This window comes from Enterococcus sp. DIV1279b, from assembly GCF_050531515.1.
GTDB lineage: Bacteria > Bacillota > Bacilli > Lactobacillales > Enterococcaceae > Enterococcus_D > Enterococcus_D casseliflavus.
This window is the reverse complement of record NZ_CP172891.1, coordinates 3,597,373-3,612,500: the sequence shown is the minus strand read 5'-3', so window position 1 is coordinate 3,612,500 and position 15,128 is coordinate 3,597,373. Positions and strand designations below refer to the sequence as shown.

The 15,128-nt window shown below is 44.7% G+C and carries 15 protein-coding genes (1 of these 15 running past the window's edge); 14 read left to right on the top strand and 1 reads right to left on the bottom strand.

The annotated features are described in order from the left end of the window. From rsgA to IGI71_RS17055, 13 genes are all read left to right on the top strand, one after another. Positions 1–812: the 3' portion of a ribosome small subunit-dependent GTPase A gene (gene rsgA / locus IGI71_RS17115; protein WP_430616013.1), read on the top strand. 73 nt of this gene lie to the left of the window's left edge; only the last 812 of its 885 coding nucleotides appear in the window; its start codon lies off the left edge, out of view; it ends in the stop codon at positions 810–812. 9 nt (positions 813–821) lie between these two features. Further along, positions 822–1,475, top strand: a complete 654-nt coding sequence (gene rpe, locus IGI71_RS17110; RefSeq protein ID WP_430616012.1) for a ribulose-phosphate 3-epimerase — start codon at positions 822–824, stop codon at positions 1,473–1,475. Beyond that, positions 1,476–2,108 carry a thiamine diphosphokinase gene (locus tag IGI71_RS17105; RefSeq protein WP_005230235.1) on the top strand — a complete coding sequence of 211 codons (633 nt, stop codon included), beginning with the start codon at positions 1,476–1,478 and terminating at the stop codon, positions 2,106–2,108. Positions 2,109–2,250: 142 nt separating this feature from the next. Beyond that, entirely contained in the window at positions 2,251–3,108 is an 858-nt protein-coding gene (gene mreC, locus IGI71_RS17100) for a rod shape-determining protein MreC (protein WP_034869542.1), read from the top strand. 2 nt (positions 3,109–3,110) lie between these two features. Further along, positions 3,111–3,620 carry a rod shape-determining protein MreD gene (gene mreD, locus IGI71_RS17095; protein ID WP_010748845.1) on the top strand — a complete coding sequence of 170 codons (510 nt, stop codon included), beginning with the start codon at positions 3,111–3,113 and terminating at the stop codon, positions 3,618–3,620. A gap of 185 nt (positions 3,621–3,805) precedes the next feature. Beyond that, the gene (locus IGI71_RS17090) at positions 3,806–5,167 is read left to right on the top strand and encodes an NlpC/P60 family protein (protein ID WP_373193384.1); all 1,362 of its coding nucleotides are present in this window, start codon (positions 3,806–3,808) and stop codon (positions 5,165–5,167) included. A 69-nt stretch (positions 5,168–5,236) separates the two neighbouring features. After that, positions 5,237–6,985 carry a PTS sugar transporter gene (locus IGI71_RS17085; protein ID WP_430616011.1) on the top strand — a complete coding sequence of 583 codons (1,749 nt, stop codon included), beginning with the start codon at positions 5,237–5,239 and terminating at the stop codon, positions 6,983–6,985. Next, a complete protein-coding gene (locus IGI71_RS17080) occupies positions 6,966–8,996 on the top strand; it encodes a BglG family transcription antiterminator (RefSeq protein ID WP_430616010.1) in 2,031 nt (676 codons plus the stop codon). Before IGI71_RS17085 ends, IGI71_RS17080 begins: the two co-directional genes overlap by 20 nt. Positions 8,997–9,008: 12 nt before the next feature. Beyond that, a complete protein-coding gene (locus tag IGI71_RS17075) occupies positions 9,009–9,443 on the top strand; it encodes a PTS sugar transporter subunit IIA (RefSeq protein ID WP_430616009.1) in 435 nt (144 codons plus the stop codon). A 313-nt stretch (positions 9,444–9,756) separates the two neighbouring features. Then, the gene (locus tag IGI71_RS17070) at positions 9,757–11,529 is read left to right on the top strand and encodes a PTS mannitol transporter subunit IICBA (RefSeq protein ID WP_074536328.1); all 1,773 of its coding nucleotides are present in this window, start codon (positions 9,757–9,759) and stop codon (positions 11,527–11,529) included. Between the two features lie 15 nt (positions 11,530–11,544). After that, complete coding sequence (locus IGI71_RS17065) at positions 11,545–11,982, top strand: PTS sugar transporter subunit IIA (protein WP_005230254.1); 438 nt, start codon at positions 11,545–11,547, stop codon at positions 11,980–11,982. A gap of 22 nt (positions 11,983–12,004) precedes the next feature. Beyond that, positions 12,005–13,153: a mannitol-1-phosphate 5-dehydrogenase gene (locus IGI71_RS17060; protein ID WP_005230256.1), complete on the top strand. Its 1,149-nt coding sequence runs from the start codon at positions 12,005–12,007 to the stop codon at positions 13,151–13,153. A gap of 175 nt (positions 13,154–13,328) precedes the next feature. Continuing rightward, positions 13,329–13,628: a hypothetical protein gene (locus IGI71_RS17055; protein ID WP_005230258.1), complete on the top strand. Its 300-nt coding sequence runs from the start codon at positions 13,329–13,331 to the stop codon at positions 13,626–13,628. A 135-nt stretch (positions 13,629–13,763) separates the two neighbouring features. Here IGI71_RS17055 and IGI71_RS17050 read toward each other — a convergent pair whose 3' ends face one another. Then, positions 13,764–14,276: a type 1 glutamine amidotransferase domain-containing protein gene (locus tag IGI71_RS17050; protein WP_010748853.1), complete on the bottom strand. Its 513-nt coding sequence runs from the start codon at positions 14,274–14,276 to the stop codon at positions 13,764–13,766. Between the two features lie 124 nt (positions 14,277–14,400). Here IGI71_RS17050 and IGI71_RS17045 point away from each other — a divergent pair, with 124 nt between their 5' ends. Continuing rightward, on the top strand, positions 14,401–14,943 hold the full coding sequence (locus IGI71_RS17045) for a hypothetical protein (RefSeq protein ID WP_430616363.1): 543 nt from the start codon (positions 14,401–14,403) through the stop codon (positions 14,941–14,943). Positions 14,944–15,128 lie beyond the last annotated feature (185 nt).

The window sequence follows — 15,128 nt, the reverse complement described above, 5'->3', positions numbered from 1 at the left end:
GCGCTCGAGGAAATTTTCGGAATCGAAAAATCACTCCTTTGGTGGGGGATGAAGTGATCTTTGAAAGCAGCAATCAAACAGACGGTTATCTTTTAGAGATCTTGCCGCGAAAAAATGAGCTGGTTCGACCGCCAGTCGCAAATGTGGATCAAGGGGTGGTCGTGACAAGTCTAGTTGAGCCGAACTTCTCCTATAATCTATTGGATCGCTTTTTAGTGACGTTAGAGTATGAGGGGATCGAACCGATCATCTTTTTGACAAAAGCGGATCTTGTGAAAGATCTTGCCGCAATGAAAGCAATTGAGGAGACCTATCAAGCAATTGGCTACCACGTGATCACGTCAAAAGCAGAAGGCGAAGATCTATTGGAACTTCAACGGTACTTTCCTGAGCGGATCACCGTCTTTATGGGACAATCCGGTGCTGGAAAGTCGACATTGCTGAATCGGATCGTCCCAGAATTGGCATTGGAAACAGGAGTGATCTCAGAATCTCTCGGGCGGGGGAAACATACGACCCGTCATGTGGAGCTCTTGCCGATTTGTTATGGATTGGTTGCCGATACACCAGGATTTAGTTCGATCGACTTTTTGGAAATCGAAGCGGTGGAGTTACCCAAACTATTTCCTGACTTTTTAGCGGTAGCTGCCAACTGTCGCTTTAGGGAATGTAGGCACCTTAATGAACCTGATTGTGCAGTTAAGCAGGGGGTTGCAGCAGATGAGATTGCCGAGACTCGTTATAAGAATTACGTGCAATTTTTAGAAGAGATTGAAAACCGACGTCCGGTTTATAAAAAGAAGAAAAAGTGAGGGAAAAGCATGATAAAACTAGCACCATCTATTTTAAGTGCCGATTTTGCAAATCTTCAAAGAGACATTGAGCTGGTAGAGCGCCATGGCGCAGATTATATTCACGTAGACGTGATGGACGGTCATTTCGTCCCTAATATTACCTTAGGCCCAAACATCGTTAAAGCGATTCGCCCAGTTACCAAACTACCGTTGGATGTTCACCTAATGATCACCGATCCAGAAAAGTATATCCATGCCTTCGCGGAAGCTGGAGCAGATATCATTGGGATCCACGCGGAAGCAACACCTCATATCCATCGTGCGATCCAAATGATTGTGGCAGAAAATGTCAAAGCAGAAATCGTCATCAACCCAGGCACACCAGTATCAGCCATTGAACATGTTTTATCTATGTGTGATCAAGTGTTAGTCATGACGGTCAATCCTGGATTTGGTGGACAATCCTTTATTGAAGAATCACTAGAAAAAATTGCAGCGCTGGCTGCTTTAAAAGAAGAAAAAGGCTACCATTATGATATCGAGGTAGATGGCGGGATCGTTCCTGAGACAGCCAAACGTTGCTTGGAAGCAGGTGCAAATGTCTTCGTAGCAGGAAGCTATATTTATGATGCCGATGAACCTGCAGCACAAATCAGAGCCTTGAAAGAAGCTTTGCAATAAATGAAGATTTTGTTAGCAGCAGGGGGGCGTCCTGAAAATTGGCCACCGCTGATGACGTATGACAAATACATTGGGATTGATCGCGGGGCACTGTTTTTGCTTCAGCACCAACGGCCAGTCGATCTAGCGATTGGTGATTTCGACTCTTTGACCGCAGGCGAACTGCAAGCAGTCAAACAACAAGTCAACACAGTGATCCAAGCTCCTGCTGAAAAAGATGATACAGATACCCAATTGGCATTGGTGGAGACGTTGCGTCGCTATCCAGAAGCGCAAATCGACTTGATTGGTGCAACAGGAGGACGTCTCGACCATCTTTTAGCCAATCTATGGCTGCCTTTAGAAGATCGGTTTCGTCCATTTGCCCCAAATCTGCGTTTTTTAGATCGTCAAAATGTCGTTCAGTTCTTTTTACCAGGCACCTATCAATTGGAAAAAGAACCCGAGATGCAGTATTTGGCGTACTGCTGTTTGACGCCGGTAACAGATTTGACGTTGACAGGTAGCAAGTATTTATTAGAAAACGTCCAAGTGCCGTACCCAACTTCTTATGCCAGCAATGAATTTCTGACACAAACAGCAGGTTTTTCCTTTAGCAGCGGGATGATAGCAGTCATTCAAAGTTGTGATTAAGAGACGGAACGTCTCTTTTTTTTGTTGAAAATTTCAGAAACTTAATTACAAAAAAAACATTAAGACGGTCAACTTAGCTTTTGTTTGCAGGGTATTAATGGTAAAATTGGAACTACAGTTTGGAATTATTTGAGGTGTCTTTGTGAAAAAGTTTAATCCTAATAAAAATATTATCATCACATTGATTATTGTGATTTTAGTTGTCACCGTATTAAGCGTGACGATCGCCCGCAGAGCTGCGGGAAACTCCACCAATGTTGTGCAATCAACGGTCAATGACTCCGTTGGCTTTATCGATAAAGTGATTACGGCGCCTTTTCGTTGGATCGAAAATGGTGCGAATTCAGTCAAAAACTTGTTTGTGACGTATGAAGAAAATGAGCGTTTAAAAGAGAAATTGGACAGTTTTGATGAATTGGAACAAGCGAAGGACAATGCGCAAAGAGAAATCGATGCCTTGAAAGAAGAGCTAGAGCTGAATGCGACCTTGACGAATTATGAACGGATCTCCGCCAATGTCATCAATCGGTCACCTGATACTTGGCAAGATATGCTGATCGTGGATCGAGGCTCAAGAGACGGCGTTGAGGTCAACATGGCGGTCATGTCGCAAAAAGGCTTGATTGGTCGTGTGGTAGAAGTCAATGCGGCTTCTTCTAAAATTGAACTTTTGACTTCTGAAAACCAGAATTCTAACCACTATCCGGTTCGGATCAGCGGCGAAGATGGGTCAAATTTTGGGATTCTAAGTAGTTACGATCAAAAAGAACGTTCCTTGGTCATTACCCAGTTGACAGGGGACAATGAGCTGAAGGAAGGCGATGTCGTGCAGACCTCTGGATTAGGAGGAAACTCGCCTGCCGACTTAGCGATCGGAACAGTGATCCGTACCACCAAAGATGAGTTTGGTCTTGATACCCAAGTATTTGTAAAACCGTATGCCCAAATGTATGATATTCAAGCAGTAACGATTATCAAACGCTTGGCAGGTGAGGAATAGCCATGAAAAAGCATGACTACATCAAATACCTGGCAGCGGGCGTCTTCTTTTTGATGATGCTGGCAGATGGACAACTGACGCGTTTTTTAGAAAAATGGACTCAAGACAATTATATCGCCAGTGCGCATCTTTTATTGATCGCCCTTCTATGTGGCGCGAAGTATTTGCCGAAAAACTTTTTGATCACAACGGCGCTTGTGATCGGCTGCCTCTATGACGTGTATTATGTCGGTGTGATCGGCATCTACACGGTGGCGTTTCCCTTGATCGTGTGGATCATGTATATTTTGCAAAATACGCTTTATCAAAATGTATTTACCATGTTTTTCGGAATGATCATCTTTGTTACAAGCTTAGAAGTTGTGACGTTGGGCGTCCAGTTGCTATTTAAGATCGCATCAGTTAGCACGTCATTCTTTGTTTCCCGCTTTCTAGCACCAACGCTTTTATTGAACATCATTTTGTTTATCCTTTTAGTCGTTCCATTCATGAAGCTATTCAAAGACGAATAGCTTCATTTTTTTTGCGTTTGACTGTATAAAAATAACAGCGATTGAAATGTTTTTGTAATATTCCTTTTATCTCTCTGACATACGGCTGTGTTACAATCACACTAACGTGAAGGACTTTAGGTATTCTTAAGCATTTATACATAAAAAAACCATATTAGGGGAAGCAACAGCCGGAGGAATGAAGAGTGAAAAAGCGAATTTTATCTTTATTGTTAGTAAGTTCAATTGTTCTTACTTCTGCAGCAGCACCGACACTTGTCTTTGCATCAGATTTTGACAATAAAATTGAAGAAAAAAATAAAGAGATCTCTGACTTGCAAAAACAGCAAGCGAGCATCCAGTCACAAGTAGTAGCACTTGAAAGCGACGTGGCTGCAATCAATGAAAAAGCCCAAACTTTGTTGCAACAACAAGGTGATTTGCGTGCGGATTCTGAAAAGTTGAAGCAAGAAATTGCTGATTTGAAAGTCAGAATCGAAAAGCGTGAAGAAGCGATCCAAAAACAAGCCCGTGACGTTCAAGTCAATGGTCAAAGCACGAACTTTATTGATGCAGTATTAGAAGCTGACTCTTTAACAGATGCTATTGGCCGTGTGCAAGCAATGACGACGATCGTCAATGCTAACAAAGATCTTGTAGATCAACAAAAAGCAGACCAAGAAGCAGTTGAAGCGAAAAAAGCGGAAAACGACGATAAATTGGCAGAGATCGCAGCGAACCAATTTGAATTAGAAACACAATTAGGGGATTTACAAGCCAAACAAGCTGATTTGAATGTTTTGCAAGCGGAATTGGCTGTTCAACAAGCATCTAAAGAAGATGAAAAAGCTGATTTAGAAAAACAAAAAGAAGAATACGAAGCAGAACAAGCTCGCATCGCTGCAGAAGAAGCGGCGGCAGCAGCAGCTCGTGAACAAGCAGCACAAGAAGCAGCGGCTCAAGAAGCGGCAGCAGCTGAAGCAGCTACTCAGGAAGCAGCATCAAGCGAGTCTTCAACGTCGAATTCAACGACATCAAACTCAACAACAAATTCTAGTACGACGACTGATACTACGCAAGGCAGTTCATCACAAGGTGGCGGTTCAACAAATACGACACCATCGACTCCTGCCAACAATAACAATAGCAATAACAACCAAGGATCGAACAATAGCGGCAATGGTGCAAGCAATACTCCTGCACCCGCACAAACGGTCAACGGTTCAGCAATCGTAGCAGAAGCAATGAAATACATTGGTACTCCTTATGTATGGGGTGGTACGACACCAGACGGCTTTGACTGTTCTGGCTTTACACAATATGTATTTGCTAAAGTTGGGATCTCATTACCACGGGTAACTTACGCACAAGAATTTTCTGGTACGGTGATTTCGATCAATGAAGCAAAAGCTGGTGACTTGTTATTCTGGGGTAGCCGCGGAAGCACACACCACGTGGCGATCGCTATGGGTAACGGACAATACGTTCATGCACCAACACCAGGTCAAAATGTTTCTGTTAGCAGTTACTCTTATTACTCACCAGATTTCGCGGTACGCGTAAACTAAATCAATTGAAGCTATTTCAAAAGCTGGCGTTTTACGTCAGCTTTTTTTGATTTCTGTTTTAAAAAACGTATGCTTTTTTTGTTTTCAGTCTTGCCAGAACATCTTATAATAGAGAAGAGAAAGGAAGCGGATAAAATGAACAAGACCTCGTCTTCCAGAGAAAAAATGATAACGGTTAAGTTTTATACGAATTATCTTTCTCGCATGATGATGCCGAATTTAAGTATTTTTATTGCGTGGATGCTGATTTCATTCCTGCTGCCTTTTTTCTCAGTCGATCAACAAGTGATCCAGCAAATGGAACAAGGGGTCTTGACTGTGCTGCTGCCCCTCATGATCGCCTATACAGGTGGGCAGATGTTGGCGCCTGAACGAGGTGGGGTCGTAGGAGCAGTGGCGGTCTTAGGGGCTATTCTCGCAACGGATATTCCCCAGGTCTTTGGGGCGATGCTGCTGGGACCGCTAGCGGGCTGGCTATTGTACCGCAGTGATTCGATCGTGAGCAAAGTCAAAAGTGGCTATGAGATGCTGGTGCGCAATTTTATTGCAGGTGCGTTTGGCGGACTCCTCTTTTTAGGCAGTTACTTCCTATTGGCGCCGCTTTTTAATTGGTTCAGTCTCGGCAGCTATCAGCTCGTTGATTATTTTGTTCAGCAAAACGTTTTGCCCTTTATTCATATCATTGTAGAACCATTGAAGGTTTTGTTTTTCAATAATATTGTCAACCATGGTCTATTTACACCGCTAGGGATCGAAGCAGCGGCACTCAATGGTCAGTCGGTTTTATTTTTGATCGAGGCCAACCCCGGTCCAGGATTAGGGGTCTTAGCGGCGTATCTTTTTTTTGGTTCAAAGCGAAACCGAACGAATGCCGCAGCATCCGTTTTTGTGCAGGCTATTGGTGGGATTCATGAAGTGTATTTCCCGTTTGTTCTGCTCGATCCTTGGGTGTTGCTCGGTCCGATCGTTGGTGGTTTCAGTGGCACGCTGATCTTCCAATTTTTAGGGGTAGGCTTAAGAGCGCCTGCGTCTCCGGGCTCGATCTTAGCGATTTTACTCAATACACCGCCGTCTATGATCCTAGGTGTCTTAGCTGGGATTGTCGTCAGTACGGTCGTATCGTTTGCGATCGCTAGTGTGCTGTTAAAACGGAAGTCCAATACAGAAAATGAGGAGCGTAAGATGCCGAAAATGAAGAAAGTCACGGAGATCGTCGTGGCCTGTGACGCAGGGATGGGGTCCAGTGCGATTGGTGCCAGCATACTAAAAAAACAGTTACAAGAAGCCCAGCTAACGTTTCCTGTCCGCTATCAATCGATTTATCGTGTGATCGATGATCCCGCGCTTTTGGTGATCACCCAACGGGAATTAGCAGCTATTGCCCAAAAGCAGACACCACACGCACAGCATTATGTGTTAGATAATTTTTTGGCGGCTGATGAGTATGCCCCGCTGATTAAAGAATTACAAAGAAGAGAACAGGATCCGCAAAAATCGCTGCAAACCGAGGCAGCAAGTTCGCTAGGAGTTTCAACGATCATCTTTTTGTATACTGGAAAAAAACGCGGTTCACAAACGATGGCAGTGGAGATACTAAGAAAAATGGCCCGCCAACAAGCGCTGTCTTTGACCATCAAAAAAATGGCGTATGAAGGACAAGCTCTTGACCCTACGGCAGTCTATATCCTCCCGAAAGAACTTGCAGAAAAGTGCCCGATCCCAGATGTTCCTTTACTGGTGGTGGATGATTTATTGACGACAGATGCGTATCGTCAGTTACTGACAGAAGGAGTCGACTATGTTTTTGACCAATCGTGAAACACTTTTATTAACGGAATTGATGAACAGTACCGGTCCAGTTTCTTTAGATCGCATGATGCAAGTCTTAAAAGTCAGTAAACGAACGGTGTACCGTGAACTGGCTAATCTAGAAAAATCGCTGGAAACAGTAGGAGCTACCTTAGAGAAGGTCGGTCGTGGTCATTTCCAAATTTTTGCATCAGAAACGAGCATTCGCCAATTGCAAGAAGCCATTATGGCAGATACCGATCAAGAATTCGCGGCTAGTGAGCGACAACATCGTATTTTGCTGCAACTGACTACCGCCACGAAGCCTGTATCTAGTCATTTCTTCTTGGATCGCTACCAAATCAGCAATACGACGTTTTTTTCAGATATCAAACAGCTAGAAGAAAGTCTCGCACGGCTGCCGTTAAGGATCGTGCGCAATCAAGGGTATGAGATCGAAGGCTCCGAAAAATATCGGCGGTTGATCACAGCCAATACACTAGTGATGGAGATCAATGAGTACCAATTTTTCCATTTACTGGAAACCGATGATGAAGCCCCGTTTATTTTTCAATTTCTGTCCCGTGACCATCTATTGCTAGCCCAGCGGCTGATTCGAGAAACCATCGAGCCGAAGTTCAAGGAACTTAGTGACCGCAAATTGGCGTTTATCGTCTTGATGCTGGCGCTAGCCATGGATCGGGTAGCTTTGGGCTACACGGTGGAAGAAGAGACGTACCCGAGTCAGATCAACAAAGACTTGCTGAAGGTGGCGAAAAAGATTTTTGCTCAGATCGCCGAAAAGACGAAACTGCTTTATTCCATCAACGAAATCGTCTTTTTTGCCGTGTTACTAGGTGATTTTGCTAATTCCTTTGATCGTGATTTTTTTGATGACAATTTTGATACTGACTTGGCTTATCGTGTGAAACGCTTGATCGAATTGGTCAGTGAGCAAACGGAAGTGGCGTTTTATGAAGATACGAACTTGTATAAAATGCTGCTGACCCATATCTCAGGAGTGATGACGCGGGCTATTTTAGAAGAAGATCATTTGAACAACCCTATCCTAGAAAAAATCATGAACCAGTATGTCGAGATCGCCAGCGGGATTCGCAATCATCTGCCGCAGGTCTTTCCTCAGCAGCAGTTCTCGGAAGAAGAAATCGCCTATATGGTCTTGCATTTTGCCAATTCGTTGGAAAAAAATCCGAAAGTGTTAGAAGTCAATATTGCAGGGATCTCTCCTAGCGGATTAGCCTCCATCAGTTTATTAGAGATGCAGCTGCGGAAACATTTTCCCTTTATCAATCAAATCACCTTCTTTCGAGTGGGAGATGTCAAACGGGAAAATATCGAGGAGACCTATGACTTGGTGATCTCGACTTCCTTGCTGCCAGGGTATCAAGGAGAGTACAAACTCGTTTCACCGATCCTGCTAGAAGAAGATATTCAAGAGTTGAAGAAGGCCTTCCAAGCCATTAGTCAGAAAAAACGTTCCGCAAAAAAAGCACCCTCTGCTTTGGTCAAAGAGGAATCCTATGAAGCGGTCTTGGCTTTTATCGAAGCCATTAACCAGCTATTGGCGCTGTTTCAAGTGCAAGCCATTGATAACCCAGCGGACTTGGAAGAAACGTTGCAGCTGGTGCTGACGTCTTTTGATGAACATGTTGTTTTGGATCGTGAGAAAGTCGTTGATCGTCTCTTACGGCGCTACTTCCAAGCGCCAGTAGGCATTCCTGACACTCACTTTGCCTTGTTTCACGCGGCGAGCTCGGCGATCCTGCAACCAGTTTTTCGTATTTTCGACTTGAAACAACCTTTGCCTCTTTTAGCGATGGATAAAAAAGAAATCGCTGTTACCCGTTTATTAGTCATGCTTGCGCCGTATCCTATCAATGAAACAAGCTCTCAGATGTTAGGAAAAATCAGTGGTTCGATCATTATGAATGATCTAAATACGGAGATTTTTAATTCGGGCAATGATTCGATTATTTATCAGTTGCTCTCTTCGCTCTTGATTGAAGAAGTAAAACAATAGGAGGGATCAGCGATGTATATTCCACAGGAGCGGATTTTGTTGGATCAACACTTTACCGATGCCACAGAGGCTCTGACAAAAATTGGCGAGTACTTAGTCAACCAGGAGATCGTTTCCTTGCCCTATGTCAAAAGCCTTTTGCGTCGCCATCAAAAAGCAGGTGTTTACATCGGTAACTTTGTGGCATTGCCCCATGCGGAAGAAGAAGCCCAGCAATGGATCAAGGAAGAAGGACTCTTTTTGATCCAAGTGCCTGATGGCGTCGACTTCGGCACGAAGGAGCAGCCTAAAATCGCTACGATCCTTTTCGTAGTCGTCCTAAAAGAGCAGCAATTAGCTGTTTTGCAAGAAATCGCCTTTTTTTGTTCTGATATGCAGAATGTTCGGGTGCTTAGTGATGCCGAATCGGTTGAAGAGATCCAACAGATTTTGCTGGCAGAAGAATAAGCAATCAGCAGCAGACTGGCTTGCAACAAGAGCAGCGAACGAAATACATGAATGAGCTGCCTCCGTGTACTTGCTCTTTCTACCTTGTGTAGAAGGAGCGGGTACACGTTTTTTTTTTTTGTTTTGGCAAAATCCAAAAAAATGCTCCACGTGAAACAGAACAAAAATAAGCGAGTGCAAGGGCTGCTCGCCTTTTTTGTTCTGTCTGTTTGACTACAAGTTTTGGCACAGTTTTTTGTGCCAAAGTACGACTTTCGAGCTTTTTGGGAAGCGCCTACAATAAGGGTGTAAGCAGACGAGAGGAGAGAAAAAAATGGAACAGACACAAAAAGCAGCCAAATCATCAGTCAAAGCAAAAGTTCAAAAATTAGGCAGTACGTTGTCGAGTATGGTGATGCCGAATATCGGCGCATTGATTGCATGGGGTGTATTAACGGCATTATTTATTCCAGATGGGTATTTACCAAATGAAGCCTTTGCAACGATGGTCGGTCCAATGCTAACGTATTTGATCCCAATCTTGATCGGGTATACTGGCGGGAAAGTGATTGCTGGTGACCGCGGAGCCGTGGTTGGGGCGATCGCAACGATGGGGGTCATCGTCGGAACGGATATCCCAATGCTATTGGGTGCAATGATCATGGGTCCTTTAGGCGGTTGGGTCATCAAGAAATTTGACGAGATCTTCCAAGACAAAGTTCGCGCTGGCTTTGAAATGTTGGTCAACAACTTTTCATCAGGTTTGATCGGTTTTGCCTTAGCATTACTGGGCTTTGTAGCAATCGGGCCAGTTGTGAACACCTTGACAGAAGCAATGGCAGCAGGGGTCGAAGTGATCGTCAATGCCCACTTGATTCCATTAGCCAATATCTTTATTGAACCAGCAAAAATCTTATTCTTAAACAATGCTATCAACCATGGAATTTTGACACCATTAGGTACTGAGCAAGTCAGCGAATTTGGGAAATCGATCCTTTACTTATTAGAAGCCAATCCTGGACCTGGTTTAGGAGTCTTGCTAGCCTTCACTTTCTTCGGAAAAGGAGCAGCGAAATCTTCGGCACCTGGAGCGATCATCATTCACTTTATCGGTGGGATCCATGAGATCTACTTCCCATACGTCATGATGAAACCATTGATGTTCTTAGCAGTGATTGCCGGCGGTGTATCAGGAAGCTTTACCTTCCAATTGCTAGGTGCAGGCTTACGGGCACCTGCCTCACCAGGTTCGATCATTGCGATCTTAGCAATGACGCCATTCAACTCAGTGATGAGTGTCGTTTCTGTCTTAGCCGGAATTGCCGTAGGAGCAGGCGTGTCCTTTATCGTCGCTGCCGCGATCTTGAAAGCGGATGCGAAGGATACGGTGGATAATTTTGAAGAAAAAGTACAACAAACGCAAGCAGCAAAACTCAGCTCAAAAGGCTTGGCGGCTCAACCAATGACTGGCATCAATCGTATCATCTTCGCATGTGATGCAGGCATGGGCTCCAGTGCTATGGGGGCATCGATCTTACGGAAAAAAGTCAAAGAAGCGGGTCTTCCACAAAATGTCTCGAATTCCGCCATCAACAATTTGACGGACGATGCCAATACGCTGATCGTCACTCAAGAAGAATTGCAAGAACGTGCCAAACAAAAAGCGCCAAATGCGACCTTTGTCGCGGTTGAAAATTTCCTGAACTCTCCACGGTACGATGAAATCGTAGCCACATTGTCAGGGACTAAGACAGCGGGGGAGACAGCAAAAAAGTCTGAAGCAGGCAACCAGATAGATGTTCCTTCCGCCAATGACCTTAAGCAAGTCAGTGAAATCATTTTGGCCCACGATGATCGCAAAGGTTCGGCAACGATGGCACAGAAAGTTTTCCAAGATCTTTTAGCCAAAGAAGCTCTGACGATGCCCATCAGAAAAAGCCATATCAATGATCTCCATGCCAACGCCTCTTCACTGGTGATCACAAAAGAAGCCCTAACGCCGCAAGCGCAAACGTCAGCGCCAGAAGCGATCCACCTATCTGTCAATAATTTGATGGGAACGACGAACTATCAACGGATCGTAGCATCGATCAAAGCAGCGAATTAAGAAAGGATGAGCCGAATGCAAGTATTAGAAAAAGACATGATTGAATTGAACAAACAATTTGCGACCAAAGAAGAAGCCATTCGTTACTGCGGCGAAAAATTGCTGGCGGCAGGCTGTGTGGAAAAAGAATACGTCGAAGCCATGCTTGAGCGTGACGAGATGCTCTCAGTCTATATGGGGAACTTTATTGCGATTCCTCACGGCACGGATGAAGCCAAAAAATACGTCAAAAAATCTGGTATCTGTATCGTGCAAGTACCTGATGGCGTGAATTTCGGTACCGCGGACGAAGAAAAAATCGTCACCGTCCTTTTCGGCATCGCGGGCAAAGGGGAAGATCACCTGCAATTGGTCCAACAAATCGCCCTCTTTTGCAGTGATATCGATAACGTTGTCGAATTGGCGGATGCCTTAGATAAAGAAGAAATCGCCCAAAGTTTGACCGTAGCATAAGGATTTAAGGAGGAGACAAGACATGAAGGCAGTTCACTTTGGTGCAGGTAATATTGGTCGCGGCTTTATCGGCGAGATATTGGCTGCCAACAACTTTGAAATCACATTTATTGATGTCAATGAAACGATCATTGACGCCTTAAAAGCAAGACAAGGGTATACCATCGAATTAGCCGATGAGACCCAAGAACAGATCCACATCGAGCATGTGACGGGATTGAACAATGCCAAAGAACCAGAAGCGGTGATCCAAGCGATCGCCGAGGCAGACATCCTTACGACCGCCATTGGTCCCAACATTTTACCGCATATCGCTGAGCTGATCGCCAAAGGCTTAGAAGCACGTCAGCAACACTCAGACAAGCCAGCCATTGATGTGATCGCCTGTGAGAACATGATCGGCGGATCGACCTTTTTAAAAAGCGAAGTGCAAAAATACGTTGCGGATTGGTCCGCGTTGGAAGCGACGGTTGGTTTTCCAGATGCAGCGGTGGATCGTATCGTACCGCTGCAACACCATGAAGATCCTTTATTCGTTCAAGTAGAACCTTTTTGCGAATGGGTGATCCAAGAGTCAGGGATGAAATCCTCGATCCATCTGCAAGGGGTCCATTATGTGGCGGACCTGGAACCGTATATTGAACGGAAATTATTCAGTGTCAATACGGGTCATGCTACGGTAGCGTACACAGGCGCCCTCCAAGGCTACCAGACGATCGATGAAGCGATGCAGGACCATTTAGTGGTGATCCAATTAAAATCCGTTCTCGAAGAAACTGGGCGGCTTTTAATTGAGAAGTGGGCCTTTGATCCCGAAGAACATGAACGGTATATCGAAAAAATCATCCAACGCTTTAAAAACAAGCACATTTCCGATGCTATCACTCGGGTGGCACGGACACCTGTCCGCAAATTAGGGACCGAAGAACGCTTTATCCGACCAGTCCTTGAGTTAGAAAAACGCAACATGCAGCCAGATCATCTCTATGAAACGATCGGCATGATCTTCAACTACAAAGACCCTGAAGATGAGCAAAGCCAACAGTTACAAGCACTTTTGGATGAAAAATCACTACCGGAAGTCATTGCAGAAATCACTGGCTTACAAGATGAAGACATGATTGAAACGATCCGACAAAACATTGAAAAATATGCGTATGTTGCCGCATAAAAACGAGTAACACACAGAACAAGCAGATAAATTGCCGCATCCGTAAAAGCTAGCCCAACAAGCGAGCTTTTGCGGATGTGTTAATTTCTTTCAACGCTTGTTCTGTGTTTTTTTGCTCACCGATTGACCTTTGCTGCTAACTTGACGATAATAAGAAAAGAAATGAGGGAGAGCGATGGAACGATGGTTTGAAGAAGCCCAGCTTCAAGTAATTGAGTTGCCGATCGAATGGCAGGAAAACCGCCCCGTCTATCGGGCCTTTATCCGTGAATTGCCGACGATCCAAGCAGAAGGAACTTCGCGGCAAGCTGTTTATCGGCAGTTGGCAGAAGCCTACGCGGCTTACCTTGCCCAACTTCGAGAGGCCAATGAGGCACAGGAAGAAATGACGTCTTCCTTATTATCGACGGAAGAATTATTGCGCTACTATGATGGCGAGACTTTCGATGGTTTTGAGTTGCCCTCTGACGAGTAACGGGGAAAGAGCCATTCACTGAAAACTGAAAAGCTACGCAAGAAAAAACCGCTCAGCTGCAGCTCGATCGATACGAAGGATCGAACGCTGCAACTGGCGGCTTTTTTTCTCTAAGAAACCAAGTCTTATTCGTGGTTAATTCAATGCCTCGGTAATGGCTTGATTGAAGGCATCTAGATCATCTGGGTTTCGGCTGGTGATCAACCGATAGGTTTCGTCGATCACGACGGGCTCATCTTTGACGGTGGCACCCGCGTAGGCTAAATCTGGTCGCACAGAATCATAAGCCGTCAAGGTCAAATCTTTCGTCAGTCCTGTTTGGATAAACAGTTGTGGGCCGTGGCAAATGGCAAAGACAGGACGATCAGATGTCAAAAAGTCTTTCGTCAATGACACATAGCGCTCATCGGTCCGTAATTGGTCAGGGGAGAAACCGCCTGGGATCAACAAAGCATCAAAACTTGCAGGATCGATCGTATCAATGGTTGCATCGACGGTAAATGTTCCACCTTGTTTGCCTTCGACGGTCTCGGCGCCTTCATTACTAATAACGACTACTTCGTGTCCAGCCGCTTCCAGTGCTTCTTTTGGTGACGTCAACTCAACATCTTCAACTAGATCAGTGACAATAACAGCAACTTTACTCATTCGATCTCCTCCTTATTACTTGATGAACAATTTGTTCACCTGCTATTATTTATGCTAACGAAGATTTTCGCTGTTGACAAATCATCTGTTTGTCCGCAGCTTGAAAAAGAAAGAAGGCAACGCCATGGCAACGATCCAACTATTTATCTCTGATACCCCCCTTTGCTTTGAAAAAGCGGAATTCACTTTTATGGAAGAAAGATTTGTCATCGAGAAACAGCAATTATTTGAAAAAGTTGATGCGGTGATGCATCAGGAGGTATCCTCGGCCTTGGTTTCATTGGTAGAAAAAGCCCTTTTGACGCTAGAAGCGATCGGGGAAGAAGAGGATTATTTCGACCTGCTTTATTTGACCTATGAGAATACCTGCCATTCCCTCAGCGGACAGCAATTACTCGCGCAGCCGTTTCCAGCTGTAGAAGCAGCCTTGCAGCCGGTCTTTGATGAGTTGGCAGAACCGATCGTAGAAAAGTTTTATGAAGAGCTGACCAATCAGCTAGAAGAAGTCGCTGATGATGAACTGTTTAGTTCCTACTATCTGGATGATGAGCAAGCGGTGATTCAAATCGATGCGCCGATCCAACATGAAGAAGTGATCGCTTTGACCGCCCTTTTACGGGATTACCATGGCACGTTGCACCTGACCTTTGAAAAGTTTTATGAATAACCTTGTGTAGCGGCGGCAACTGCCGTCGTTGTTTTTTTGTGAAAACAGTTACATGTTTAGTTTTTTTTTAAATCCTGCGACAGAAGCCTCTGGAATCTTGACCCTTTTGTCAGAAACGATTATAAAGGTAAGAAGAGGCTGAAGGAACCGAGGCTGCCAATGGGCAACATCGGGTAAGAAAAGGA

Excerpts from the sequence above, each read along its gene's own strand:
- rpe (WP_430616012.1), top strand. The coding sequence starts at position 822 with ATGATAAAACTAGCACCATCTATTTTAAGTGCCGATTTTGCAAATCTT.
- IGI71_RS17105 (WP_005230235.1), top strand. The coding sequence starts at position 1,476 with ATGAAGATTTTGTTAGCAGCAGGGGGGCGTCCTGAAAATTGGCCACCG.
- mreD (WP_010748845.1), top strand. The coding sequence starts at position 3,111 with ATGAAAAAGCATGACTACATCAAATACCTGGCAGCGGGCGTCTTCTTT.
- IGI71_RS17085 (WP_430616011.1), top strand. The coding sequence starts at position 5,237 with ATGCTTTTTTTGTTTTCAGTCTTGCCAGAACATCTTATAATAGAGAAG.
- IGI71_RS17080 (WP_430616010.1), top strand. The coding sequence starts at position 6,966 with ATGTTTTTGACCAATCGTGAAACACTTTTATTAACGGAATTGATGAAC.
- IGI71_RS17075 (WP_430616009.1), top strand. The coding sequence starts at position 9,009 with ATGTATATTCCACAGGAGCGGATTTTGTTGGATCAACACTTTACCGAT.
- IGI71_RS17070 (WP_074536328.1), top strand. The coding sequence starts at position 9,757 with ATGGAACAGACACAAAAAGCAGCCAAATCATCAGTCAAAGCAAAAGTT.
- IGI71_RS17065 (WP_005230254.1), top strand. The coding sequence starts at position 11,545 with ATGCAAGTATTAGAAAAAGACATGATTGAATTGAACAAACAATTTGCG.
- IGI71_RS17060 (WP_005230256.1), top strand. The coding sequence starts at position 12,005 with ATGAAGGCAGTTCACTTTGGTGCAGGTAATATTGGTCGCGGCTTTATC.
- IGI71_RS17055 (WP_005230258.1), top strand. The coding sequence starts at position 13,329 with ATGGAACGATGGTTTGAAGAAGCCCAGCTTCAAGTAATTGAGTTGCCG.
- IGI71_RS17050 (WP_010748853.1), bottom strand. The coding sequence starts at position 14,276 with ATGAGTAAAGTTGCTGTTATTGTCACTGATCTAGTTGAAGATGTTGAG.
- IGI71_RS17045 (WP_430616363.1), top strand. The coding sequence starts at position 14,401 with ATGGCAACGATCCAACTATTTATCTCTGATACCCCCCTTTGCTTTGAA.